25 protein-coding genes are annotated in these 24540 nt (G+C 69.9%); 14 read left to right on the forward strand and 11 right to left on the reverse strand.

Annotated elements, in window-relative coordinates:
* Positions 1-55 precede the first annotated feature (55 nt).
* The 4 genes from WG212_RS10190 to WG212_RS10205 all read right to left on the reverse strand — a co-directional run bounded on the left by WG212_RS10190 (position 56) and on the right by WG212_RS10205 (position 5021).
* A complete protein-coding gene (locus WG212_RS10190; protein WP_337186987.1) occupies positions 56-883 on the reverse strand; it encodes a glycosyltransferase family 2 protein in 828 nt (275 codons plus the stop codon).
* Between the two features lie 78 nt (positions 884-961).
* Positions 962-3334, reverse strand: a complete 2373-nt coding sequence (locus WG212_RS10195; protein WP_337186988.1) for a TonB-dependent receptor — start codon at positions 3332-3334, stop codon at positions 962-964.
* A 57-nt stretch (positions 3335-3391) separates the two neighbouring features.
* The gene (locus tag WG212_RS10200; RefSeq protein WP_337186989.1) at positions 3392-4378 is read right to left on the reverse strand and encodes a FecR domain-containing protein; all 987 of its coding nucleotides are present in this window, start codon (positions 4376-4378) and stop codon (positions 3392-3394) included.
* Positions 4379-4475: 97 nt separating this feature from the next.
* Positions 4476-5021, reverse strand: coding sequence for an RNA polymerase sigma factor (locus WG212_RS10205; protein ID WP_337186990.1), 546 nt, complete (start codon positions 5019-5021; stop codon positions 4476-4478).
* Between the two features lie 506 nt (positions 5022-5527).
* On the opposite strand from WG212_RS10205, the gene WG212_RS10210 reads away from it, so the two are divergent.
* The 3 genes from WG212_RS10210 to WG212_RS10220 are packed head-to-tail and all read left to right on the forward strand — an operon-like array spanning position 5528 to position 8019.
* Entirely contained in the window at positions 5528-7384 is a 1857-nt protein-coding gene (locus tag WG212_RS10210; RefSeq protein WP_337186991.1) for a phosphoenolpyruvate carboxykinase (GTP), read from the forward strand.
* A gap of 54 nt (positions 7385-7438) precedes the next feature.
* A complete protein-coding gene (locus WG212_RS10215) occupies positions 7439-7693 on the forward strand; it encodes a type II toxin-antitoxin system Phd/YefM family antitoxin (RefSeq protein WP_337186992.1) in 255 nt (84 codons plus the stop codon).
* The gene (locus WG212_RS10220; protein WP_337186993.1) at positions 7690-8019 is read left to right on the forward strand and encodes a hypothetical protein; all 330 of its coding nucleotides are present in this window, start codon (positions 7690-7692) and stop codon (positions 8017-8019) included. The genes WG212_RS10215 and WG212_RS10220 overlap by 4 nt, the downstream gene beginning before the upstream one ends.
* A 130-nt stretch (positions 8020-8149) precedes the next feature.
* Here the strand turns inward: WG212_RS10220 and WG212_RS10225 are convergent, their stop codons facing one another.
* The 3 genes from WG212_RS10225 to WG212_RS10235 form a co-directional block, all read right to left on the reverse strand.
* Positions 8150-10078 (reverse strand): nucleoside-diphosphate sugar epimerase/dehydratase, encoded by a 1929-nt coding sequence (locus WG212_RS10225; protein WP_337186994.1) that lies wholly within the window; start codon positions 10076-10078, stop codon positions 8150-8152.
* A gap of 217 nt (positions 10079-10295) precedes the next feature.
* The gene (locus tag WG212_RS10230; protein ID WP_337186995.1) at positions 10296-10997 is read right to left on the reverse strand and encodes a TorF family putative porin; all 702 of its coding nucleotides are present in this window, start codon (positions 10995-10997) and stop codon (positions 10296-10298) included.
* A gap of 181 nt (positions 10998-11178) precedes the next feature.
* The gene (locus tag WG212_RS10235; protein ID WP_337186996.1) at positions 11179-11979 is read right to left on the reverse strand and encodes an SDR family NAD(P)-dependent oxidoreductase; all 801 of its coding nucleotides are present in this window, start codon (positions 11977-11979) and stop codon (positions 11179-11181) included.
* A gap of 67 nt (positions 11980-12046) precedes the next feature.
* Here WG212_RS10235 and queF point away from each other — a divergent pair, with 67 nt between their 5' ends.
* Positions 12047-12502, forward strand: a complete 456-nt coding sequence (queF, locus tag WG212_RS10240; RefSeq protein WP_337186997.1) for a preQ(1) synthase — start codon at positions 12047-12049, stop codon at positions 12500-12502.
* A gap of 325 nt (positions 12503-12827) precedes the next feature.
* On the opposite strand, the gene WG212_RS10245 is transcribed toward queF, so the two are convergent.
* Positions 12828-13439, reverse strand: a complete 612-nt coding sequence (locus WG212_RS10245) for a nitroreductase (protein WP_337186998.1) — start codon at positions 13437-13439, stop codon at positions 12828-12830.
* Positions 13440-13552: 113 nt separating this feature from the next.
* Between WG212_RS10245 and WG212_RS10250 the strand changes: the two genes are divergently transcribed.
* The 3 genes from WG212_RS10250 (at position 13553) to WG212_RS10260 (ending at position 15300) form a co-directional block, all read left to right on the forward strand.
* Positions 13553-14167 carry an NUDIX hydrolase gene (locus WG212_RS10250; RefSeq protein ID WP_337186999.1) on the forward strand — a complete coding sequence of 205 codons (615 nt, stop codon included), beginning with the start codon at positions 13553-13555 and terminating at the stop codon, positions 14165-14167.
* A 33-nt stretch (positions 14168-14200) separates the two neighbouring features.
* Positions 14201-15031 carry a serine O-acetyltransferase gene (cysE, locus tag WG212_RS10255; protein ID WP_337187000.1) on the forward strand — a complete coding sequence of 277 codons (831 nt, stop codon included), beginning with the start codon at positions 14201-14203 and terminating at the stop codon, positions 15029-15031.
* A 62-nt stretch (positions 15032-15093) separates the two neighbouring features.
* Positions 15094-15300, forward strand: a complete 207-nt coding sequence (locus WG212_RS10260) for a DUF3126 family protein (protein ID WP_337187001.1) — start codon at positions 15094-15096, stop codon at positions 15298-15300.
* Between the two features lie 6 nt (positions 15301-15306).
* Here the strand turns inward: WG212_RS10260 and WG212_RS10265 are convergent, their stop codons facing one another.
* Complete coding sequence (locus WG212_RS10265) at positions 15307-15870, reverse strand: SOS response-associated peptidase family protein (protein WP_337187002.1); 564 nt, start codon at positions 15868-15870, stop codon at positions 15307-15309.
* Between the two features lie 158 nt (positions 15871-16028).
* On the opposite strand from WG212_RS10265, the gene WG212_RS10270 reads away from it, so the two are divergent.
* On the forward strand, positions 16029-16610 hold the full coding sequence (locus WG212_RS10270; protein WP_337187003.1) for a hypothetical protein: 582 nt from the start codon (positions 16029-16031) through the stop codon (positions 16608-16610).
* A 172-nt stretch (positions 16611-16782) separates the two neighbouring features.
* Here WG212_RS10270 and WG212_RS10275 read toward each other — a convergent pair whose 3' ends face one another.
* Complete coding sequence (locus WG212_RS10275; protein WP_337187004.1) at positions 16783-17208, reverse strand: PaaI family thioesterase; 426 nt, start codon at positions 17206-17208, stop codon at positions 16783-16785.
* 206 nt (positions 17209-17414) lie between these two features.
* On the opposite strand from WG212_RS10275, the gene WG212_RS10280 reads away from it, so the two are divergent.
* Entirely contained in the window at positions 17415-18623 is a 1209-nt protein-coding gene (locus WG212_RS10280) for an acyl-CoA dehydrogenase family protein (RefSeq protein WP_337187005.1), read from the forward strand.
* Positions 18624-18853: 230 nt separating this feature from the next.
* Here the strand turns inward: WG212_RS10280 and WG212_RS10285 are convergent, their stop codons facing one another.
* Positions 18854-19180, reverse strand: a complete 327-nt coding sequence (locus WG212_RS10285) for a hypothetical protein (RefSeq protein ID WP_337187006.1) — start codon at positions 19178-19180, stop codon at positions 18854-18856.
* Positions 19181-19555: 375 nt separating this feature from the next.
* Between WG212_RS10285 and WG212_RS10290 the strand changes: the two genes are divergently transcribed.
* The 5 genes from WG212_RS10290 to WG212_RS10310 all read left to right on the forward strand — a co-directional run bounded on the left by WG212_RS10290 (position 19556) and on the right by WG212_RS10310 (position 24485).
* On the forward strand, positions 19556-20104 hold the full coding sequence (locus tag WG212_RS10290) for a hypothetical protein (RefSeq protein ID WP_337187007.1): 549 nt from the start codon (positions 19556-19558) through the stop codon (positions 20102-20104).
* Entirely contained in the window at positions 20104-21492 is a 1389-nt protein-coding gene (locus tag WG212_RS10295) for a hypothetical protein (protein ID WP_337187008.1), read from the forward strand. Before WG212_RS10290 ends, WG212_RS10295 begins: the two co-directional genes overlap by 1 nt.
* A 163-nt stretch (positions 21493-21655) precedes the next feature.
* Positions 21656-21778, forward strand: a complete 123-nt coding sequence (locus tag WG212_RS10300; RefSeq protein WP_337187009.1) for a hypothetical protein — start codon at positions 21656-21658, stop codon at positions 21776-21778.
* A gap of 66 nt (positions 21779-21844) precedes the next feature.
* Complete coding sequence (locus tag WG212_RS10305) at positions 21845-22102, forward strand: GlsB/YeaQ/YmgE family stress response membrane protein (RefSeq protein ID WP_337187010.1); 258 nt, start codon at positions 21845-21847, stop codon at positions 22100-22102.
* Positions 22103-22574: 472 nt separating this feature from the next.
* Entirely contained in the window at positions 22575-24485 is a 1911-nt protein-coding gene (locus WG212_RS10310; RefSeq protein WP_337187011.1) for a portal protein, read from the forward strand.
* The last annotated feature ends 55 nt before the right edge of the window (positions 24486-24540 follow it).

Below are 24540 nucleotides of genomic sequence, written 5' to 3' on the forward strand. Positions count from 1 at the left end.
GGGGAAGTCCGCGAAGCGTGCCTAGAGGCGGCCGCGTTGCAAGGACCTTAAGGGATCAGCGCGCGGCGAAGCGCCGGTCGCGCAGCCGGGCGACGCGAGCGCTCTCGGCCGCCGCGGCCGTGGCGCGGGCCTCGGCCACGTCACGGGCGCGGATCTGGGCCATCACGGGGAACAATCCCTGGAGCGATGCGGTGACCACGCCCATGCGCCCTTCACGCCAGCCGCCGCGCGCGAGGTAGGCGGACAGGAACGTCGCTACGCCCCGGGCCACCCCTGTGATCGCGGCGGGCCGTCCGGCGCGGTCGGCCAGATCCTCCGCGGCGAGCAAGGTCCGTCGATCCAGCCGCGCCAGGAGACCGCCGACGTCGGCGCCCAGCATGCGCCGAATGGCCCCCTTCAGCGCGCCGCCGGGCCTGCCCTCGAGCGTCGCGGCGGCGTCGAGGCGGGCCGGCGCCCATGTCTTGAGGCCTCGGCGGTAGAGGCGTGTCCCGCGCCGGGCGCTGAGGGGGCCGACCCAGCCGTCGCGGATCAGCGTGTCCCCCAGGTAGTTGTCGATCGGCAGGTCGTAGTGGTCACCGTCGGGCCGCATCTGGAGGACAGCCCGGATTTCCCACGCCAGGTGCGCATCGATCAGTTCGTCGGGCTCGACTTCGAGGATCCATTCGCCCGTGCAGGCCTCGGCGCCGGCCGCCTTGCGCTGGCTTTCGAGCGGAAAGATGCCGTCCAGGACGAGGCAGCCGTTGCGGCGGGCGATCTCCTGGGAGCGATCGGTGCAGCGATCGGCGACCACCACGACCTCGTCGCAGAAGGACAGCTTGCGCAGGCATTCCGCCAGCATGGCGTCCTGATTCTGCACGCACACGAGCGCTGATAGCCTGATCACCCGGACCCCCGTCCCGATCCTGTCGATTCGTAAGACGCCGCGCGTCCGGAACACCCCCCAGCGTCGCTGTGGGAATCGTCAGAATGTCGCAGCCAGCCTCACGCCGAAGGTCCTCGGGCGCTGTGGGGTGACCTGGCGCACCTCGCCGAAGCTGAAGGGGTTGCCGTAGGCGAAGGTGTCGCCCTCGGCGTCGAAAGGATTGACCACGAAGGCCATGACCCGCCAGTCGCCGGACGCGATCTCGGCGGAGATCCGGGCGCGAAGGTAGGCCTGGCTCTCGGAGGGCAGGGTGGCGTCGAAGCTGAGCGCGGACCGCCCGACATAGCTGGCCTGGCCCACCACGCGGAAGGTGAGGTCGCCGGCCAGCGGTCGTTCGTAGAGCGCCAGGGCGCCGGCCGAGAGGTTCGGCACGCCCGGAAGGTCGTCCCGGATCCGGGTGGCGAAATCGAAATTGGGGTTGCGGATTCGCGAGTCGGAGAGGTTGGCGTTGACCTGAAGAGAGAAGCCGGACGCCCAGTCGTAGGAGACCTCGGCCTCGACGCCGACGATCTGCGCATCCCCGACGTTGGCGGTGTAGGACAGGCCCGACGTCCGATACTGGTCGGTCTGGACGTTGCTCCAGTCGTCGAAGTAGGCGGCGGCGCGTACGGCCAGGCGCCCGTCCAGCCGGCGGACCTTGGCTCCGACCTCGAAGTTGCGCAGGCGATCCTGGGCGAAGGTGGCCCGCTGCTGACGGATGGGGAAGAAGCCGCTGGAATTGAACCCGCCGGGCCGGTAGCCCTCGGAGACGAGGCCGTATACCAGGTCGCCGTTCTGGAACTCGCGCTGGATCGCGAGCTTCGGCGAGAAGCCCTTGAATGTCCGGCGCCGGTCGAATGAGCGGGGACCCAGGAAGCCCTTGGGATCGATCTCCGCCGTCGTATGGACCCGGTTCTCGAAGACGCGGCCGCCGACCGTCGCGGTCCACCCGTCCCCGAACTCGTAGGACGCCTCGCCATAGACGGCGAACTCCGTCAGGCGGTCCTTGCGGAACTCGGTGTAGGGGATCGAGACCCCGCCGGGAGAGAGCAGGCTGAGCTGGGACGGGCTGCGCTCCACGGAACGCGCGCCGTAGACGCCGAAGAGCCAGCCTGCCGCCGTCCCTTCGTGCGAGCGCAGGACGAGGTCCTGGACCAGCATGTTCGAGCGCGTGGTCTCCACATAGGCGCCCAGGTCCGTGGTCGGGGTGGTGAAGATCTCCTCCAGGCGCTCGGTGGCGTCGTACTGGCTGGAGAAGACGTGGTGCACGTAGTTGAGCGACGCGGTGAGGCCGCCCCAGCCGAACGCGCCGTGAAGGGTGGCGCCGCCGTAGGAGAAATCGTTGTTGTGCGCCTCGCGGATCTGATTGGCGCGCCGGGGCGCCGAGCCGCCGCCCGCGTCCATACGGGCGATGGCGTACTGGGTGTCGTTCGAGCGCAGATGCTGCGTGGCGGCCAGAGCGTCGAGTCGCCAGTCGTCGGCGAGCACCATCCGGAGCGCCAGCCGGCCACCGTCGCGCCGGGTCTTGTCGACGTTGGCCAGGCCCAGGTTCACATCGTCGAGGTAGCCGCCCTGGATCTCCTTGTAGGCCACCAGCCGCAGGCCCATCCGGTCCTTCACGATCGGGAGGTTGAGGTAGCCGTCCACCTCGCGGCTGGCGTCGCCGCCTTGCGTGAGCGCGCCGGCGGCCGAAGCGCCGGCGAAGACGTCGGAAAGGTCGGGCTTGGCGGTCACGATCCTGTAGATGCCCGCCAGGGCGCCCGAGCCGTAGAGCGCGCCCTGAGGCCCCCGCACGACCTCCACGCGCTCGATGTCGACCAGACGAAGATCCGGGTCGGGCGCATTGAAGTTCACGGGAGCGTCGTCGAGATAGGTGCCGACCGTCGAGCGGGTCCGGCCTGTGAAGGCGCCGTCCGAGAGTCCGCGGATGAGCAGCTTGTCGCGGCCCGGGCCGAGGTTGGTGGTCAGGACCCCGGCGAGCTGGCCGATGGATTGGCCGACATCGACGCTTCGCGTGCTTTCGACCTGCTGGCGCGAGATGGCGCTGACGCCTGCCGCCAGGCGATCTGCGGCCGCGGTCCTCTTGGTCGCGGTGACGACCACCTCGGACACCAGCGCCGGTGGTCGCTGGGGTTCCGGGCGTGGCGCCTGGGACGCGGGAGGCGGCGCGGGCAGGATCCGCACGGTCTGCCCGTCGATCACCTGCCAGCGGCAGGGGGCGTCCCGCAGCAGCAGACGCAGAGCTTCATTCAGCGTGTGACGTCCGGTCAGCGAGGTCCGCCCGTCGGGGCCGCAGTTGGTGGTGCCCAGCACCGAGACGTTGGCCTGGAGCCCCAGGTCCACGAGGGCGTCGGCGTAGGCGCGGGGCGGTATGGAGAAACGATAGCGTGCGTCAGCGCCTTCGGCGCGCCCCGCCACGCAAGCGAGGGCCACGCCGCCCAGCACCGTTCGCAAAGGCAGGCTGCGCCTGTCTATGGTTCCACGCCCTCGTCAGCGGGCCGGCGCTCCATCGCGCCGCAGGATCAAGCCCGCGTCGGAACGTACCGCGCTTATGGGAACCAGCAAGGCCAGGCGACGAATGACCGCGGCTTGATCGTCGATCACCAGGACCCCCGAGATGGGCGTTGCGGCCAGGGCGGGATCCTCGATGCGGATCGGGGTGGCGAACTGCTGATTGAGATCGGCGACCACGTCGCTGAGGGGCTGTTCGCGATAGACGAGCCGGCCTGAGCGCCAGGCGAACACCTCGGCGGGCTCCGCCGCCGCCACCCGCTCATCGACGACGCCCTCGCGGTGGTCCAGCCGCTGGCCGGGGTGCAGGCGATAGGCGCGTCCGGCGGCGCCTTCGGCGGGCCGCACCTCGACCGCCCCTCGCGCCACCGTGACGCTGAGGCGTCCATCCAGGCGGCGGACGTCGAACTGGGTGCCCACGACCCGCACGGTGCGGTCGCCGGCGGCGATCACGAAAGGCCTGCGCGGCTCATGGGTGACGTCGAAGACGGCCTGGCCGCGCTCGAGCATCACGCGCCGGCCGTCCCGGGCGAGGGTGATCGACAGCGACGTGCCGCCGTTCATATCGACGGTGGAGCCGTCCGCCAGTTCGAGCGTGCGCCGCTCGCCCTTTGCGGTGACGTAGGTCTGGGTCTGCGGAGCGGATAGCTGAGGCGCGACCACGACAGCCAAGACCGCCGCGGCCGCGATGGCGCCGAGGCCGGCGACCGCACGACGGTCGAACGTCCGGGGAGGCTGTTCCCGGCGGGTCGCGAGCGCCTGGCCCACGGACCCGGCCGCCGCAGCGTAGTCCTGGGAGACGGACAAGGCGTCGTCGAAGGCCCGGACGTTGTCGGAGGCCGCCGACAGCCAGGCGTCGAACGCCACCGCCTCGGCATCGCCGAGGTCGTCGGCTTCGAGCCGCACGACCCACGCGGCGGCGTCTTCGCGCCGGGCGTCGTCGTCGTATCGCCGAGCGTTGATCATGAGCCCTTTCGGCGCTGCGGTGAGCAGCGGCCCTCCAAGGGCATAGACGGCGCCGACCCCCCGTTCCCCCCAGGTGTGGGATACAATTTATGGTAGATCATCGCCCCAACCTTGCGGTGAGCGCCTTCAAGGCGGCCGAGACGTGCTTCTCCACGGATTTGACCGACAGGCCCATCACGCGCGCCGTCTCGGCGTGGCTCCGGCCTTCCAGCTTGTGGAGGCGGAACGCGCGCCGCTGCTGCTGCGGCAGGCCGGCTGCCGCCTCGACGAGCTGTCGGAGGCGCTGGCGCGAGGCCACAGCTTCATCGGCGGGGGCGTCGTCGACGATGTCCTCGCGTCCCAGGCTCGCATGAGCCACGACCCGCCAGGCGCTGTCGCGCGCCGCCGCACGGGCCTCGCCGCGTGCGCGGTCCAGCATGACGTTGGTGGCGATGCGATAGATCAGGGCCACCGGGTTCTCGGCGGTGACCTCGGGGTCGCGGGTGGCGAGCTTGAGGTACAGTTCCTGGACCAGGTCCTCGGCCAGCGATGGCGACCCTGTCCGCGCGGAATAGAAGCGCAGGAGGTTGCCCCGACGCTCCATGAAGATCTCCAGCAGGGGGTCGGTCGGGCGCTGCGGGCCCGGATCGGCGCGCGCGCTCATCCCTGGCGCCGGAGCGTAGGGGCGGGCGGGGCGGCGCAGGTCTCCAGGCGGATCATTCGCGCGGCGGTCTCCCGGAAGGGCCGGACCAGAGATGCCGTATTCCAGCCCCTTCGCCAACTTTCGTCTCGCAGCTTCGTTGCGTCCGGATGGGGGGAGAGCTGCTGCGGCGGCGTCCTGGCATGCGACGTCATGGAGTTTGCGGCGCCGGGGGGCGGCCGCTTTCGGGGGTGACGTCAGGGGCGTACGGGCCGCGGGGGAGCGGCCCGTACGCCCATCCTCGGGACGGACCGATTCGCTTCCGAGGCGAATCCGCGTCCCGATTCCGCCGCATGGCGCCTCTATGCAGCCCTATCCACAGACGATCCGTAGGATCAGAGGGACTTGAGTCGCCTTGCGCTGGCCCGCGGTATGCAGGCGAGCTTTCAGTCTTTATGAGATTGCTCTCGGTGAGAGAGCGCAGGGGCTTGTCCCACTGTGCCAAATTGGGGTTCGAGGAGTCGTTGCTTATGAACCAGAAGACCGTACCGGGACTTGCGCCCGCGCCGACGAAACACGCCAAACTCGTCCAGTGGGTGCGTGACATCGCCGAGCTGACGCAGCCGGACAGGGTCGTCTGGTGCGACGGATCCGACGAGGAGTGGACCCGGCTGACCGATGAACTGGTCGCTTCCGGCACCTTGAAGCGCCTGAACCCCGAGAAGCGGCCGAACTCGTTCTACGCCGCTTCCGATCCCCGCGACGTGGCGCGGGTGGAGAGCCGCACGTTCATCTGCTCGGAAAACCCCGAGGACGCCGGCCCGACCAACAACTGGCTCGACCCTGCCGAGATGCGGGCCGACCTGAAGGACCTGTTCGCGGGCGTCATGCGCGGCCGCACCATGTATGTCGTGCCGTTCTGCATGGGCCCGCTGGGGTCGCGGATCAGCCAGATCGGCGTCGAGATCACCGACAGCGCCTATGTGGCCGTGTCCATGCGTGTCATGACCCGCATGGGCAAGGGCGCCCTGGAGATGCTGGGCGACGACGGTTTCTTCGTCCCCTGCGTCCACACCGTGGGGATGCCGCTGGCGGACGGCGTCAAGGACGTCGCGTGGCCCTGCAACGAGATCAAGTACATCGTCCACTTCCCGGAGAGCCGGGAAATCTGGTCGTACGGCTCGGGCTACGGCGGCAACGCCCTGCTCGGGAAGAAGTGCCTCGCGCTGCGGATCGCGTCGGTCATGGCCCGCGACGAGGGCTGGTTCGCCGAACACATGCTGATCCTGAAGCTCACCTCGCCCGAAGGCGTGGTGAAGTACATCGCCGCGGCGTTCCCCAGCGCCTGCGGCAAGACCAACATGGCCATGCTGCAACCCACGCTGAAAGGCTGGAAGGCCGAGACGATCGGCGACGACATCTGCTGGATGCGGTTCGGCGACGACGGCCAACTCTACGCCATCAACCCCGAGGCCGGCTTCTTCGGCGTGGCGCCCGGCACCGGGATCGAGACCAACAAGAACGCGATCGACACGCTGTGGGGCAATTCGGTCTTCACCAACGTCGCGCTGACCGACGACGGCGACGTCTGGTGGGAAGGCCTGACGCCCGAAGCGCCGGCGCACCTGATCGACTGGAAGGGCCGCGACTGGACGCCCGACAGCGCCGAGCCCGCCGCCCACCCGAACGCCCGCTTCACCGTGCCGGCGTCGCAGTGCCCGGTGGCCGCGCCCGAGTGGGAGGACCCGGCCGGCGTGCCGATCTCGGCCATCCTGTTCGGCGGCCGCAGAGCCTCGGCGGTGCCGCTGGTGACCGAGGCCCGCGACTGGCGCCACGGTGTCTTCATGGCCTCGAACGTGGCCTCGGAAGGCACCGCCGCGGCCGAGAACGCCATCGGCGAACTGCGCCGCGACCCGTTCGCGATGCTGCCCTTCTGCGGCTACAACATGGGCGACTACTTCGGCCACTGGCTGAAGATGGGCGAGACCGCTCCGGACCCGGACAAGCTGCCGAAGATCTTCTTCGTGAACTGGTTCCGCAAGGACGAGCGCGGCAAGTTCGTCTGGCCGGGCTTCGGCGACAACAGCCGGGTGCTGAAGTGGATCGTGGAGCGCCTGGACGGCAAGGCCGACGCCGTGGACACGCCGATCGGGCGGGTGCCCGCGCGCGCCAGCCTCGACGTGTCGGGCCTGACGCTGACCGATTCACAGCTAGACCTGCTGCTGACGGTGGACCCGGCCATCTGGGCCAAGGAAGCGGCTCTGATCCCCGAGTTCTACGAACGCTTCGGCGAGCAGACGCCCAAGGCGCTGTGGGACGAGTACGAAGCCCTGGTGACCCGCCTCCAGTCGGCCGGCGCGCCCGCGCGGGTGGTGGCGGCCGAATAGACGGGATTGCGCCGAAGGCGGCGGCCCTCAATATAGTCAGCTGACTAGGTCGCCGTGCACGCCTGGAAACTCGAAACCGCCAAGGCCCGCCTCAGCGAGGCGGTGCGCGAAGCCAAGGCCAACGGCCCGCAGACGATCACCGTGCGCGGCCGGGAGGCCGCCGTCGTGATCTCCGCGGAGGAGTATCGCCGCCTGACGAACCCCGAGGGCGGCAAGCACTGGGTCGATGCGCTGCGCGAGATCGGCCCGATCGACATCGAGTTCGAGCGCGATCCGTCGCTCTTTCGCGATATCGATTTCGACTTGTGAGAGGCTGGCTGCTCGACATCAACGTCGTCTCCGAGCCCATGCGGGCGCGGCCCGACGCCCGGGTGCTTGACTGGCTGCGCGCTGCGCCTCCATCGCGGACGTACCTCAGCGTCCTGACGCTGGCGGAGATCGACCAGGGGATCGAACTGCTCGCCCTGCAGGATCCCAGGCGCGATCGCGTCATCCGCTATCGGGACGAGGTCGGGGCGTGGTTCTCGGGTCGCATCCTGCCGCTCGACAATGAGGCGGTCCGGCTCTGGGGCCGGATGGCGGGGCGCTATCGGAAGGCTTTCGGGGGCAAGGCGCCAGCGGTCGACGCCTGCTGACGGCGACCGCGCAGCATCATCGCCTATATCTGGCCACACGCAATCTCAAGGATGTGCGGAACCTGGGCTGGACCGCCTTCAACCCCTGGACAGACGACCCCGCGGACTTCCCGATCGCGACCTGAGCGGCTCAGCCGCCCGAGACGACCCGCAGGTTCGGTGCGGAGGGCTTTTCGCCGCGGACCTGCGCGACAAGGTCGAACAGGGCCCGACGCACGTCGTCGACGTCGCCGCCGCGCGCGATGGCGGCGAGTTCCTCGAGGTGGCCGGGGGTCACGCGCAGCGCCGAACCGGAGACCACCTCCATGACCTTCGGCGCGGCGGGCAGAGAGGTCTCGGTCTCGTCGAGAAGGGCCTCGGTCAGCTTCTCGCCGGGGCGCAGGCCGGTGATCTCGATCTCGACATCGCGGCGGCCGGACAGCGCGATCATCTGTCGGGCGAGATCCAGGATGCTGACGGGTTCGCCCATCTCCAGCAGGAACAGGCGCGAGTCCTGGCGGTCGTCCTCGTGGCAGGCGGCCGTGGCGTGCAGGACGAGCTGGGCCGCTTCCGGGATGGTCATGAAGAAACGCGACATCTCGGGATGGGTGACCGTCACGGGCCCCCCGCGCTCGATCTGGGACTTGAAGATCGGCACCACCGAGCCCGAGGAACCGAGGACATTCCCGAAGCGGACGGCCGAGAAGCGGGTCCGGCTGTCATTCGTGGTCTGTTGCGCCTGGATCACGGCCTCGGCCAGGCGCTTCGTGGCGCCCATGACGTTGGTGGGGTCCACGGCCTTGTCGGTGGAGATCAGCACCATCTGGCCGGCGCCGCAGGCCTTGGCGGCTTCGGTGACGTTCCAGGTCCCGACGACGTTGGTCAGCAGCCCCTCGGACGGGTGGCGTTCGACCATCGAGACATGCTTGAGCGCCGCGGCGTGGAAGACGAGGTCGGGCGCTTCGCGCTGGAACACCTCGATGGCGCGTGGGGCGTTGCGGACGTCGCAGAGCACGGCCTTCGCCGCGATGTGCGGGAAGGTCTCGCGCATCTCGCGCTCGATCTCGAACAGGGCGGTCTCGGAGAAGTCGAGCAGCGTCAGATGGGCGCAGCCGAAGCTCGCGACCTGACGGCACAGTTCGGCGCCGATGGAACCGCCGGCGCCCGTGACCAGGACGCGCCGGCCGGCCAGGAGGCGGCCGACCGCGCGGCGATCCAGCTCGATCGGGTCGCGCGCGAGCAGTTCTTCGATGTTGATGTCGCGCATCGGGACCAGGGTGAGCCCGTCATGCTGGGCCAGCTCGACGATGGACGGCAGGCGCAGCAGCCGGATGCCGTCCGCCTTCAGCCGTCCGAGTTGCTCGGCCGTCAGGCCCCTGAGCTTGCCGGGCTCCTCCAGGAACAGGATGGCGCGTGGATAGCGGTTCCAGCGGCGCAGATCGGCCAGGGCCTCGTCCAGATTGTCGATCGCCTCCAGGATACACACGCCGCGGACGTTGGCGCCCACGTCGCGCCGGTCGGTGCCGATGATGCCGACCGGCGTGTAGCTGCGGTCATGGCTGCGGGCCATGTCGCGCAGGTACGTGTCGGCCAGCGAAGGTGGCCCGATGAGCAGCAGCGACGGCGTCTGGGCGAGGCGGTCGCCGATGGCCTTGAGGGGGGACAGCGTCTCGAGCGCGTGTTCGTGGATCGCCCGGCGCAGGATGCGGACTCCCATGGCGATCACCATCTGGAAGACCGGCGCCATGATCAGGGTGGAGCGCGGCAGGCCTTCGGCGCGGTCCAGGACGAACACGGCCAGCAGGAAGACGCCCACCGTCAGCAGCGCGCAGCGCGCCAGCACGAGGGCGTCGGGGATCGACACATAGCGCCACGGCGACAGCTCGCGCCGGAAGAGGGCGCCGAACATCCCGGCGATGGCGGCGTAGAGGCCCGCCAGTTGGAAGACGCCCAGGGCGCCCTCCTGGCCGAACCCCAGTTCGGGTTGGGTCGGGGCTACGAAGAAGGCGACGCCAAAGGCGACGGCCGCGAGGAAGGCGTCGAACACGACGGTCTGGGCCCGGACGGCCATCCGCTCCATGCGCCGAACTCCGCTCTCGTGTCGATTCGTCACCATAGGCCGAGGTACGGTCGTCGCCAGTGAAAGTTGCCCGGGCCGTGAAAAACCCGAGCCCGCGTCGGAAATGAGGCCTGGGCCGTCGTGGGGTCGCGGTACTTAGGAAGAGACGCCGGCAGCCGCAAACGAAAAGCCGCCGCGGCGAGCCGCAGCGGCTTTCCCAGATCGAGGTCGGTTTGCGTTACCAGGACAGCGCGATGCTGGCCACGACGCGACCGTCGCCGTACCCGGCGGGGTCATTGGCCTTGGACACGTTGGTGTCGTGGTAGCGGACGTCGAAGCTGACGTTGTCGGTCAGGGCATAGCCCAGGCCCACGTTCCAGGTGGTGTAGTCGAGGCCGCCGTCCTGCTCCTGGCGGCCCAGGGCGGCGCTGATCGAGAACTTGGTCTCGGGAATGTCCATCGAGGCGTTGGCCTCGTAGTAGATGGCGTCGTCCGCCGCGCCGAAGAAGTTGGGCGAGTAGGCGATGGTCGCCCCCAGGGTCACCGGGCCGAACGGCGCCGAGGCCGAGGCGCTGAATTCCCAGAAGTCGTAGTCCGAAGCGCCCTTGTCGATGTAGCCGTAGTAGATGACGCCGAAGTCGAACGAGACGTTGCCCAGGGTGGGCGTGATCCCGGCGTACAGGTCGAACTCGGCATCGGTGCTGTCGAGGAAGTCGACGTTCGAGGCCCACGCCCCGGCGTAGAAGATGCCGGCGGTCACGTCGACGCCGCCGGAGATCTGAGGATCCTGGTCGGTCTGACTGAACCCGCGGTAGACGTAGTCGGTCGCAGCCCCAAGGTTGAAGGAGAACGATGGCGAACCGTCGTCCTGCGCCTGGGCGGCGCCAGCAAAGCAGAGCGTGGCGGCAGCGGCCGCCAGCGCGATCTTGAGCGTTCTCATTGAGTATCCCCTCTCATGTCCGCCCGGTCGCAACCGGCGGGCGAGGCCATCGTCGGCGCCCGGCGCTTCAGATCAACGCGAGGGGAGTGTTGCGCGAGGATGCGGCAAGCCCTGACCAATCGAAAGGCGCCCTGTGCGGCGGGCGCCTTCCTATTGTGCAGTTCCGCGTGGGCGCCAGGCGTCAGCGCTGGGTCAGCGCCGCGAATCCCAGATGCGATCCGGCGTCGACCAGCAGGGTTTCGCCCGTGACGTGGCGCGAGGCGGGGGCCGCCAGGAAGACAGCCGCCGCGGCGATGTCCTCGGGCGTCGAGGCGGCCTTCAACGGCGTGGCGGCGGCGGCGTTGGCGCGCACCTTCTCGGCCGCCTGCTCGCCCAGGCCCTTTCCGAACCAGGGGGTATCGATGAAACCGGGGCAGATCGCGTTGACGCGGATCCTGGGCGCGAGCGCGCGCGCCAGGGACAGCGTCATGGTGTTGAGCGCGCCCTTGGACGCCGCATAGGGCACCGACGAGCCGATGCCGACCACGCCGGCGATCGACGCGGTGTTGACCACCGCGCCCGGGCGCGGGGCGGCCTCGAGCAGCGACCGGCAGGCGCGGACCATCTGATAGGCCCCCACGACATTCACCGCATAGAGGTCGAGGAAGTCCTGACCGGAGACCGCGTCCATGTCGGCATGGTTGGCGAACTTGGTCGTGCCGGCGTTGTTGAACAGCGCGTCGATCCGGCCGAAGGGTTCGGCCGCGGCGGCGATCCGCCGACAGTCGGCGTCATTGGCGACATCGCCCTGGACCAGGACGGCTTCGGCCCCGTGGGCGCGGATCTGCGAAGCCGTCTCCTCCGCGTCGGCCAGGTTGCGCGCATAGTTCACCACGACGGCCTTTGCGCCACGGGAGGCCGTCTCGACGGCGATGGCGCGGCCGAGACCGGTCGACGCCCCCGTGACCAGCACCACGTAGTCCTGAAAATCACCCTGGGCCATCTGGGAGGTCTCCTGCCTTGTTCCACTGTCGTTGTTCGGGCCCCTACTAGCGTCTAAACGCCACCGCATGGAAGAGACCCACCTGACCCAACTCGGGCGTGACGTTCGGGGCTTCGACAGCCCCGAGGCCGCCGTCCTGGAGCGCGTGCCGAATCCCCATCCGGATGCGGCCTATCTGGTCCGGTTCACCGCGCCGGAATTCACCTCGTTGTGCCCGGTCACCGGCCAACCCGATTTCGCGCACCTTGTGATCGACTACGTCCCCAGCGCCTGGCTGGTCGAATCGAAGTCGCTGAAGCTCTATCTCGGCGCCTTCCGCAACCACGGCGCCTTCCACGAGGCCTGCACGGTGGCCATCGGCCGTCGCCTCGTCACCGAGCTGGAGCCGACCTGGCTGAGGATCGGGGGGTACTGGTATCCGCGCGGCGGGATTCCGATCGACGTGTTCTGGCAGAGCGGGCCGCCGCCCGAGGATCTGTGGCTGCCGGATCAGGGCGTCGCCCCGTATCGCGGGCGGGGCTGAAGCGATCTTCGACAGAGGAATTCGTTAATAAAATCTTTTTGTTGAGCCCGAATATTACTGTATTTCAAGTAATTTAAAAGTAAAATGTACCAAATATAGAGTATTGGAGGCGTTGGAGGTTCGCCCTGAAGCTTGGGCGTAAGCCTCCGCCGCGGCGAGACGGGCGAAATCGGGATCGAGAGCGAAGTTCGGGCTTCCCAAGAGCTTTCGGGAAGCCTATAGCAGAACCTGCCCAACTCTCCTCGGGCGTGTCACTTCAGGCCGGGCGTCGCGGAGCGGCGCCCGGCCGCCGTGGTTCTGGGACGGCTGGTGCGGACGCCGAGGTTCAGGGCGTCCAGTGCGTGACGAGCGTGGCGGGCGCCGGGCGTTCCCGCTCCAGTGGCGCTTCCCTGGCGGCGCCGATCATCACGAAGCCTGCGATCCGCTCGTTTTCGGCGAGGCCCAGCAGGGAAACGGCCTCCGGATCATAGCTGTACCAGTCGGTGATCCAGTTGGCGCCGAAACCCATGGCGAGCGCCGCCTGCAGCAGATGGGCGCAGACCGCACCCGCGGAGAGGACCTGTTCCCACTCGGGGATCGCGCCAGGCTTGGGCGAGGCGATCACCGCGACGGCGAGCGGCGGCGCCTTGAGCTTGCCGAGCTTGGCCGCCAGGACGGCGTCTCCGCGCCCCTGGGCCATGGCGTCGAGGCGCGCGGCGAAGACATCCTTGGCGTCTCCGGCCAGGACCACGAAGCGCCACGGCGCAAGCTTGCCGTGGTCGGGGACGCGGGCGGCGATGCGCAGCATGTCGTCCAACTGCGACGCGGTGGGCCCTGGCTCCGTCAGGGTCAGGGCCGGCGCCGACCGGCGCAGGGCCAGGAAGTCCAGGACATCGGGACGGGGCGCGATCGCGAGGGCGGCGCCGAATGCGGGGGCAGAGGGGAGGGCGGAGGTCACCTGCGGGATTTAGGGAGCGTGCGCCCGGAAGCCAACCGGAACGTCCCGTAAACCTTCGCCTAACGATGCCGGGGCAAGGATCGCGATCCTGTGCGGGAGCTTTCAGGAGCCGGATGATGCGCAAGCCCGCCTGGCTCCGGCCTCATGGCGCCCCCTGGGTTCGGGGCGCGGCGACCCCCGTCTTCGACAATCCCTGGATCTCGGTGACGACGTATGCGGCGACGGCGCCGACCGGCGCGGCGGCCACCTATGGTCTCGTGGGCTTCAAGAATGTGGCGGTCGCCATCCTGCCCTTGTTCGAGGACGGGACGACGGTTCTCGTGGGGCAGCATCGCTTTCCCGCGGGCGACTACAGCTGGGAGATTCCGGAGGGCGGGGGGCCGCTGGACCACGATCCGCTCGAGAGCGCCCGGCGGGAACTCGCGGAGGAGACCGGACTCCAGGCGGCCGAGTGGCGCGAAATCCTGCGGGCGCAGCTTTCGAACTCGGTGACCGACGAGCGCGCCGTGGGCTACCTGGCGACCGGCCTGTCGCCGGCGGCCGGCGACGCACGGCCGGACGACACCGAGGCGCTGGCGCAGGTCCGCGTCCCGTTCCGCGAGGCGCTGGACGCGGCGGTCGACGGCCATCTGCAGGACGCGCTGACGGTGGCGATGCTGTTGAAGGCTTTCTATATGGCGCAGCGAGGGCTTCTGGCGCCGGCCCTGTCGCGCGCCATGCTAGGTTGAGGCGAAGGGACCCTGATGGGCCGGGAGGACGCCATGAGTCAGCGCCTGGAGGTCGTGAACCCCACGGCGCCGCCGCCCGTCTGGGCGGCGCTGCGCAACGAGGCCTATGCCGCGGCCAAGAGCGAGGCGGCGCTGGCCAGCGTGCTGGCGGCCGTGATCCTGAACCACGACACCCTGGGCGATGCGCTGAGCTACCAGCTCGCGCGCAAGCTGGGCGACCAGGAGCTGCGGGCGATGAGCCTGCGCGACACGATCGAGGAGGCCTATGACGCCGACCCCGCGCTCGTGGAGACCGCCGAACTGGACCTGAAGGCCGTGTTCGAGCGCGATCCGGCCTGCCGCGGCTATGTCCAGCCGTTCCTGTTCTTCAAGGGCTTCCTGGCGCTTCAGACCCAGCGGGTGGCGAACTGGTTGTGGAACGAGGGCCGCGAGACGCTGGCGTTCTATCTCCAGAGCCGGTCGAGCGAGTTGTTCCAGGTGGACGTCCACCCGGCCACGCGGATCGGCCGCGGCGTGTTCATCGACCACGGCACCGGCATCGTCATGGGCGAAACCGCCGTGGTCGGCGACGACGTCTCGATGCTGCACGGCGTCACCCTGGGCGGGACGGGCGCGGAGCGCGGCGACCGCCACCCGAAGGTCGGCAAGGGCGTGCTGCTGGGCGCGGGCGCCACGGTGCTGGGCAACATCCGGATCGGCGACTACGCGAAGGTCGCCTCGGGTTCCGTGGTGCTGAAGGACGTGCCGCCAGGCTGCACGGCGGCAGGCGTGCCGGCCCGCCTCGTCAACTGCCCGACCTGCGAGGAACCGGCGAAGAGCATGGACCATACACTGGCCGAGGCGGTGTACGATTACGTCATCTGAGGTTTCGTCCCCGGCCGCCTTTCTGTAGGTTCGCGCCGGAATCGACACCCAGGAGCGTCAGCGTGGACGAAAAGACCATCCGCAGGATCGAGGGCCACCTGCGCGGCACCTTCGCCAACGCTCGGATCACCCTCATGCCGCGTCCCAAGCAGAAGGATTCGGCCGAGGTCTACGTCGGCGAGGAGTTCATCGGCGTCGTGTTCGAGGACGAGGACGAGGACGGCTCGTTCATGTTCGAGATGGCGATCCTGGCCGAGGACCTGCCGTAGCTCCGCCTATCGGACGCGCGTGACCGTCAGCGTCCGCGCGGGAACGGGCCCCAGGGGCGGCTGCGGCCGGCGGGAGTCGAGCCAGTCTCCCCACAGATCGCGCGGCAGCAGTGCGACCTGACGGTCGTGGTAGGCTCCGACGTCGGGACCGGGGGCGCAGGTCAACAGCGTGAAGCGGCCCTCGCGGATCAGGCCCGCGACACAGAGGAAGCCGCCCTCCGCGGCCTCGAACAGCCATTTCGACTTGGGTCCTTTGGGCAGGTCGTTGTCGCGGGTGAACTCATAGAAGCCGGTCATCGGGACGAGGCAACGCCCTGACGGGAAGCGTCGGCCTTCCGAGCGGAAGTTGATGACCGGACCACGTGGCCCGGGAAAGCCCCAGGGCAGGTCGGCGAGACGCGCGCCGCCGTCGCCTCGGCCGGCGAGCACGAAGGCCTTGTCGGTCGGCCGGATCGAAGCGCGAGGCTCGAGGTTCGGCGCGCCGCCTTCCCAGTCGACGTCGATCCGGAGCCGGCTGAACGCGTCCAGGATCTCGTCGAGCGCGGCCTGGAAGCGGAACTCGTTGCACATTGTCAGGCTCCAGGCCGAACGTACGTCCGAACCTGACGTACCGCATAGGTAGTGTGACGGTTCTCCAATCCCGCAGGCGATCCGAAGGGAATCTTCCCGAAGGAAGGACGCGGACCGGATTGAGAACAAAGCAAGAACTCTGGATCGTGGGGGTGTGCGTGAAGAAGCCAGTTGATCCGACGCTGAAAGCGCAGCGGGCGGCGCGGGACCGATTGATCCGGCGTGAGCGCCAGGATCGCGCCCGTGCCGAGGCCGCGGAAGTCGCGGCCGGCGTCGCCGAGACCGTGGCGCTCAGCCGGGCGCGGGGGGCGGCGGTGGCGGGGCCGGCGGACAGGGCGCGCGCCGGGCCGCATCGGCGACAGACCGGGCTGGAGACGCTGGCGGCGCGGGGGCGGATCACCCCCGGGGCGATGGTGGCCGGGGTGCGCTACGGCGACGCCTATCGGCGGGTGAAGCATGAGGCGCCCCTGCCTTCCAGCCTCGCGCCGCGGCTCGGCGGTGCGTTCGCGGGGCCCGACCCTCGAAGCGTGATGGCCCAGGCGGAGCGGACCGCGGCGGCGCGCCTCAGGCTGGCGGGCTGGCGGGAGACCCTGTCGCGGCACCCGGACCTCGTGACGGCCTGCGACCTCATCTGCGGTGAGGAGATGACCCCGCGCGAAGCGGCGGGCGCCGACCGCGAGGCCGTACGGCTGGAGACTCTGGTCCGGGTGGCGCTGGACCTGCTGGCGGCCGAACCGTGAAAAGATTTTGCGCCCTGCGTTGGGAACAAGCGCAGCCGTCCTGCATTTCAGGAGCAGGACGCCGCTGGTCATCCCCCCCGACACGGGTGGCGTCCAAAGGCCCTCGGCGTTCCGCGCCGAGGGCTTTTCCCTGGGAGAGGGAGCCGGGCGAGGCAACGCACAGCCCGCCGCCTCATTTCGTCTCCAGCGCCCGCCTGGTGGTGGCTTCGACGGCGGCGCGGGGGATGAGGCGGATGGTGGAGGTCGCCTTGGCGAGGACATTGCCGTCGAGGTCGGTGAGCCGACCTTCGGCGAAGCACGTGGATCGGCCCGCGCGCTCTATCCAGCCCTCGGCCAGGACCCGACCCGGGCGGGCGGGGGCGAAGTAGCTCACTTTCAGTTCCAGCGACATGGGCGTGACGTCCGGGGACCGGGAGATGGAGGCGTGCGCCATCGCCGCGTCGATCCAGCCGCAGACGAAGCCGCCCTGAGCCACGCCGCCCGAGTGGCACATGTGCGGCCCGACCTCGTATTCGATGACCGCGCGACCGGCCTCGAGGCTGACGACGCGGACCTGGCCCAGCGCGGAAGCGAGGCTTGGGGCGGTGGAGGCGGACATGGGCGGGGTTCCTCGGGATCGTTCCTGTCCACGCCGACGTGCCGGAGCCGCGGCGGGAGGGTCAAGAGGCATGGCGTGATCCCACGGCCCGGACTCCAGGGTCGCGCCGAAAGGCGGTCGTGTGCCGCTAGGGAAATCTGGTCATCTGCGCTAGAAATCGGAATCATGCTTCACGTTTCTTTTCTTCGCAGTGGGATGGACGACCGATGAACCTCGACCTGAGCCCGGACGACGAACGGTTCCGCCAGGAGGTCCGGCGCTATTTCGAGACCGAGTACCCCCAGGGAATCCTGGCCAAGGTCCGCAACGGCCAGCGGTTGACCAAGGCGGACCTCCGCGCCTCGGAACAGGCGTTGAGCGCCAGGGGCTGGCTGGCCCCGGGATGGCCCGAGGCCTACGGCGGGCCGGGCTGGAGCGTCACGCAGCGGTTCATCTTCGATGAGGAACTGGAACGGGTGGGCGCGCCCAACGTATCGCCGATGGGCCTGCTCTACGTCGCGCCGGTGATCATGGCGTTCGGTACGCAGGCGCAGAAGGACCGGTGGCTGCCCGACATCCTGGCCTCGCGGGTGTTCTGGGCCCAGGGGTATTCCGAGCCCGAGGCCGGGTCCGACCTCGCCAGCCTGCGGACGGCGGCGGCGCTGGAGGGGGACCACTATGTGGTGAACGGCGAAAAGACGTGGACCAGCCTGGGCCACCACGCCGAGTGGATCTTCTGCCTTGTGCGGACCCAGACGACCGAGCGGAAACAGGAGGGGATCACCTTCCTCTGCATCGACATGGCGACGCCGGGCGTGCAGGTGACGCCGATCATCTCGATCGACGGCGGGCATTCCCTAAACCGGGTGAGCTTCCAGGACGTGCGCGTGCCGGTGGAGAACCGGATCGGCGAGGAGGGGCGCGGCTGGACCTACGCCCGGCACCTGCTGAGCCACGAGCGCACCTCCTACGCCCACGTGGCGGCCAAGCGGCGGCAGATGGAAAGCCTCAAGGCGGCCTCGGCCGCGGCGCCCTGGGGGGATCTTCTGAGGGGGGATCTTCTGGAGTCGCACGGCGGGTTGCGGCGGCGGTTCGCCGAAGTGGAGATCGGGCTGACGGCGCTGGAGATGACCACCTACCGGGCGCTGGCGCCGCTGAGCAGCGGCCAGGCGCCGGGCGACGAGGCCTCGATCCTGAAGATCCACGCGACCGAGACGGCGCAGGCGATCACCGAGCTGTTCGTGGGCCTGGCGGGCGAGTACGCCACGCCGTTCTTCGCGGACCGGCATCGGGATGACTGGCGCGCCGGCCTGGAGGACATCCCCGCGTTCGCCGCGCCGGGCGTGGCGGACTATTTCGCCACCCGCGCCCAGACGATCTACGGCGGGACCAACGAGATCCAGCGCAACATCATCGCCCGCCAACTCGGGCTGTGAGGGCGGGGGCCCCTGAACGGCGGGGACGCCGCAAGGGATAAATCGCGGAGATCGCAGAGATACGCAGAAGGGCGGCGCAGCCTCGGAATCCTCTGCGTTCTCTGCGGTTGAATCCTCGCGCCTCCGGCGCGCGTCGCCGCCCAGTTCTCGCGGGTCAGCCACGGCGCCATGTCCCAGCGGTCGCGGGAGGGGGCGTGGAGCCGGGCGACCGCGCGGGCCGGCGCGGGCGGCTAGCTGTCGAGGCGGTCCAGGCGGGACAGGGCCTCGCGGACGTCGGCGAGGGGGACGGGCTCGGGCGTGCCCAGGAGCCAGCGCAGGCGCGGCTCGTCCTGGACGGCGGAGGCGTCGGACGCCCAGGAGGCCAGGACGGCGCGCTTCTCCGCGGGGGCGAGGCCGGGGTCCTTGAGCACGTCACGGGGATGGGCGAAGCCGACGGCGGGTCGCAGCCACCGCTCGAAGGCGTCGCGCAGGCTGGCGGCGGGCGGCCTGAGAGGCGGCCTGGGCGGGGGTTTCGGAGCGGGCGTGCGGAGGTTGGCTTCAGAGGTGGCGATTCGCATGTCGTCGTCTCCCCGAGGGTTCCTGTGGCGTCCTTTCTCAGGCCGCGCCCGGCGGAAATCGGGGCGCGGACGGCGCAGGATCTAGGTGCGGCGCGCGGAATTTCAAGAGGACGGCGCGGCCACAAATTGTTCTCTATTTGTTCTTGACTTGCGCCCGCGTTCGGGGTAGGGTTGCGTCAACGTCGGAAAGTGCGCCTTGGGGCCATCGTCCCCCGCAGGACGGCCTGAGCTTCGGCGCGTTTCCGGCAGCTTCACCTTGTCGGCTGGCTTCCGCCGCCTTTGCGCGGACGCGGCCCGCCTCTGCCCCGGGGTTCGCCGGGCGGTCGAGGAAAACCCATTCATCACACGCCGCGGCAGGCGGCGAAGGAGGCTCTCATGGGCAGGAAACCCGGCGTGGGCAGGAAATCCGGGCGGCCGGTCCGCTTCTCGCGCCTCCTGGCCGAGGCCATCTGCGAACGGCTCGCCCAGGGCGAGCGCTGGTCGGAGATGTCCAAGGAGGACGGGATGCCCGGCTATGTGACCTTCTACACATGGCTGGAGAAGAAGCCCGGCTTCGCCGCCCAGGTGGCCGCGGCGCGGCGCATGGCGGCGGACTATTGCGTGGACCAGGCGCTGAAGGTGGCCGAGGCTGCGACGAAGGACACGGCGAGCGCCGACCGCCTGCGTGTGGACACCCTCCTGAAGCGCGCCACCCAGGTCGCCACCGAGGGGCGGGACGATCGCGCGGCAGCGGCCCAACCCGACACGCGGCGGGTCGAGGTCGTCTTCTATGCGCGCCACTTCGAGCGCTATACGGACGCGGACGGGCGCCAGGCGGTCCGCGAAGTGGTTCCGCTCTCCCGCCTGGCCGTCAGCGACGCAGACGCCGAGGCGGCGGCCCGGCAGGTGGCCAGCAGGGCGCCGCGCAAGGGCCGGCCGAACTGATGCCGCGGAAGACGACGACGCCGACCGAGGACACACCCCCGGTCTCCAATCTCCTGGAGCTGGGCCTGCCCCGCGCCTGGATGCCGCGGCCGCACCAGGAGCCGCTGTGGCAGGCGCTGCTGGGCGGCGCCCGGCGGGCCGACGTGGTGGCGCACCGGCGATGGGGCAAGGACGAGGTGGCGCTGCACTGGGCCGCCTGGCAGTGCCATGCGCGGGTCGGCAGCTACTGGCACCTGTTCCCCGACGGCGCCCAGGGCCGACGCGCGCTGTGGGACGCGGTGAACCCGCATACGGGCCGCCGCCGCATCCATGAGGCGTTTCCCGACATCATGGGGCCGGAGTTCGTGGACGGGGAGATGAAGGTGCGCCTGCGCAACGGGTCGATCTGGCAGATCGCCGGCGGCGACCACTACAACGGTCTCGTGGGCGCCTCGGTGGCCGGCGTGACGTTCTCGGAGTGGGCGCTGATGGACCCGGCGGCCTGGACCTACATCCGCCCCATGCTGCTGGAGAACGACGGGTGGGCGCTGTTCCTCTGGACCCCCAGGGGACGGAACCACGCGACGCGGTCGTTCGAGGTGCGGGCCAGGCGACCCGACTGGTTCTGCCAGAAGTCACCCGCCACCGAGACGCAGGTGTTCACCCCCGAGCAACTTGAGAACGAGCGGTCCGAGCTGGTCGCGGAACTGGGTTCGACGGAGGCGGGCGAGGCGCGGTTCGCGTCGGAGTACCTCGTCGACTTCGAGGCCGCCGAGCCGGGGACGTACTACGCGAGCCTATTGGGCGAGGCCGAGCGCGCCGGCCGGATCGGGCGCGTGCCCGTGGACCCGTCCCTGCCGGTGGACACGGCCTGGGACCTGGGCATCGACGACTATACGGCGATCTGGTTCTTCCAGCAGGCCGGGCGCGAGATCCGCGTGGTGGACTATTTCGAGACCAGCGGCGAGGGCCTGCCGTCCATCGTGCGGCAGGCGATCGCCGGGCGTGAGGCGCTGTGGGGAGCCCACCACCTGCCGCATGACGTCATGGTGCGGGAACTGGCGACGGGCCGGTCGCGCTACGAGACCCTGCGGTCGCTGGGCCTCGGGCGCATCGACGTGGGGGCGGCGGCGGATCCCGAGGAGCGCGTGAACGCCGCGCGGCTGATGATCCCGATCTGCTGGTTCGACGCGGAACGATGCAGCCTGGGTCTCGAGCGCCTGCGACGTTACCGGAAGCGGTTCAACAGGGCCACGCGCAGCTATGTGGGCCCGTTGCACGACGAAGCCAGCCACGCAGCGGACGCCTTCGGCGCCTATGCGCTCAACCGGCAGGCCGCGCCCGCCGCGGCCAGGCCGCGGCGCGAAGCGAGCCGCCCGGTGGCCGGGCCGCTCTCGTGGATGGCCTGATGTTCGGTCGGCTCCGGTGATCCGGGCCGGCGCGCGTCGAACGCCCGCCACGGCCAATCCGGCAGGCGTTAACGCCTTGGGTTGAAAGGGCGTTAAGGCTGGCGTGGATACGATGAGTTATCAGGCGTTTACCGCCTTCCGCGGTGGCGCCAGGACGTTACCCATGCCGTCGTTCGTACACGACATCCTGCACGTGATCGCCTCGCGACCCCTGACCAGTCTCCTGGCCCTGATCGCGGCGGTTCTCTATGTCCGGCTGATGACGTCCGACCCCCGAACCCATTGACCTGGCCACGCTTGCAACCTTGACTGCGCGACAGCGTTCCAGATCAGAGGCAATGGAGGGTTCGGCATGAACGGCGTGGGACTTATCGGCGCGATCCTGATCGGCATCCTGGCCGGTTGGATCGCGGAGAAGATCATGAAGCGCAACCACGGGCTGCTGACCAACCTGGTCGTCGGCGTGGTGGGCGCGTTCCTGGGCAGCTTCATCGCCACGAGCCTGGGCATCGGCATCGGCTCGGGCGTGATCCCCAGCCTGATCACGGCCACGCTGGGGGCGATCCTGCTGCTGTTCATCGTGGGCCTGATCCGCAGCCGGCGGGCGTAGGGCCGGCGGCGGGGGTCGGCGCGGGGCAGAGCGGGCCGCCTTGGCGCTCTTGGCGTCGTGGCGGTCGTCTTCCCGCGCCTGCGGCGCGCCGTTCGCGGTTGGAGACAGCAGAGGGCGCGCCGGGAAGCGCTCATCCTCGGGCTGGGGCACGTCCGAGGCTGCAAGAGTTCTTATTTTGTTCTTGACGTGCGCCCGCAAAAGATGTAGGGTTCAGTCAACGTCGAGATTTGCGCCCGGCGCGGCCCATCGGGGGGTTGCGGAGGGCGCGTCGCCGCCGGGCGGCTGACGTTTTCGCAGAGAGTTTGTGACGACCGCGGCTCACGGGCCGCGAACCCGCCGGGACGGTCCCGCGCGGGCTCTTGGAGCGGCGATCCGAAGGTATCGCCGCTCCAAGTTTCTGTTTCAACGCGCGTTTTCTCCGAAAACCGGTTCCCACCTTTCGGAACGCGCTCCGACGCATGGGGCCAGGCCTTTGTCCGACGACACCATCCTCGAAGACGCCCGCGAGGCGTTCCGGCTGGCGGCCGACGCCGAGGCGGAGAACCGGCGCGAGGCGCTGGACGACCTGCGCTTCGCGCGCCTGGGCGAACAGTGGACGCCGGACGTCCTGCAGCAGCGGGCGCGGGAGGGGCGGCCGGTGCTGACCATCAACCGGCTGCCGGCGTTCATCCGCCAGGTGGTGAACGACGCGCGGCTCAACAAGCCGGCGATCGCGGTGCACCCCGTGGACGACGCGGCCGACCCCGAGACGGCCGAGGTGTTCAACGGCCTGATCCGCCACATCGAGCAGAGCTCGGACGCCTCGGTGGCCTACGACACCGCGCTGGACTTCGCCGTGACCAGCGGGGTGGGCTACTTCCGGGTCAACACCCGCTATGCGGCCGACGACGGCTTCGACCAGGAGCTGGCGGTCGAGCGGGTGGCGAACCCGTTCTCGATCTATGGCGACCCGGAATCGACCGCGGCCGACAGCGCCGACTGGAACACGGCCTTCGTGGTCGAAAGCCTGCCGCGGGCGGCTTTCGCGGCGCGATGGGCCGGCGCCGAGGCGGCGGACTGGGGCGAGGGCGACGCCGGGGCATGGACCTGGGGCCGGGATGGCCGACCAGGGGCGGGCGAGCGGGTGCGGGTGGCCGAATACTGGCGCCGCGAGCGGGTGAGCCGCACGATCCTGGCGCTGTCGGACGGCCGCGCCATCGAGGAAGCCGCCTATGCGGCGCAGAAGGCGATGTTCGATGCGCTGGGCGTCACCGTGGTGGGGCGGCCGCGGCAGGCGGCGAGCCATCGGGTGACCCAGCGGATCGTCTCGGGCGCGCAGGTGCTGGAGACCATGGACTGGGCCGGACGGTTCATCCCCATCGTGCCCGTCTACGGCGAGGACCTGATGGTGGACGGGCGGCGGCGGCTGCGCAGCCTGGTTCGCGACGCCAAGGACCCGCAGCGGATGTTCAACTATTGGCGCACGGCGTCCACGGAGCTGGTGGCGCTGGCGCCCAAGGCGCCGTTCATCGGCCGCAAGGGCGCGTTCGACAGCGACGCGGAGAAGTGGGCCACGGCCAACACCCGCAGCCACGCCTTCCTGGAATACGACGGGCCCGAGCCGCCGATGCGCCAGCCGTTCGCCGGCACGCCGGTGGGGGCGCTGCAGGAGGCGCTGAACGCCTCGGACGACATGAAGTCCATCATGGGCCTGCACGACGCCAGCCTGGGGGCGCGGTCGAACGAGACCAGCGGCCGGGCGATCATGGCGCGGCAGCGGGAAGGGGACGTCTCGACCTTCCACTACATCGACAACCTGAACCGGGCGATCCGGCACGCGGGCCGCATTCTCGTGGACCTGATCCCGAAGGTGTATGCGACCGCCCGGGTGGTGCGCGTGCTGGGGCCGGACGGCGCGGCGCGGGGCGTCCCGCTCGCGGGCGGCGGAAACGGCGACGGTGGCGCAGCCCTGAAGGCCGCCGGCCGGATCTACGACCTGGGTGTCGGGCGCTACGACCTGACGGTGCGCGCCGGGCCCAGCTTCACCAGCCGCCGGGAGGAGGCGGCGAACCAGATGATCGAGCTGATCCGGGCCTATCCGGCGGCGGCGCCCCTGATCGGGGACCTGCTGGCGCGCAACCTGGACTGGCCCGGCGCCGACGAGATCGCCCAGCGGCTGGCCGCCATGTTGCCGCCCCAGGCGAAAGGCGAGGGGGGCGCCTCGCCCGAGGCCGAGGCGGCGAAGGCGCAGATGGCCGGGCTGGCCCAGTCGTTGTCGGGGGCGCTGGCGGCGGCGCGGGCCGAGGTCGCGGCCCTGAAGCAGGACCGGGCGCACGAGGCGCGGAAGCTGGAGATCGAGGCCTTCGAGGCCGAGACCAACCGGCTGAAGGCCTTGCAGCGGTAGTCGACCGACGACGCTTGCGCTGGCGCAATGTTCTTTATATGTTCCAAGAGGGCGG

Source organism: Phenylobacterium sp. (genome assembly GCF_037189685.1).
GTDB lineage: Bacteria > Pseudomonadota > Alphaproteobacteria > Caulobacterales > Caulobacteraceae > Phenylobacterium.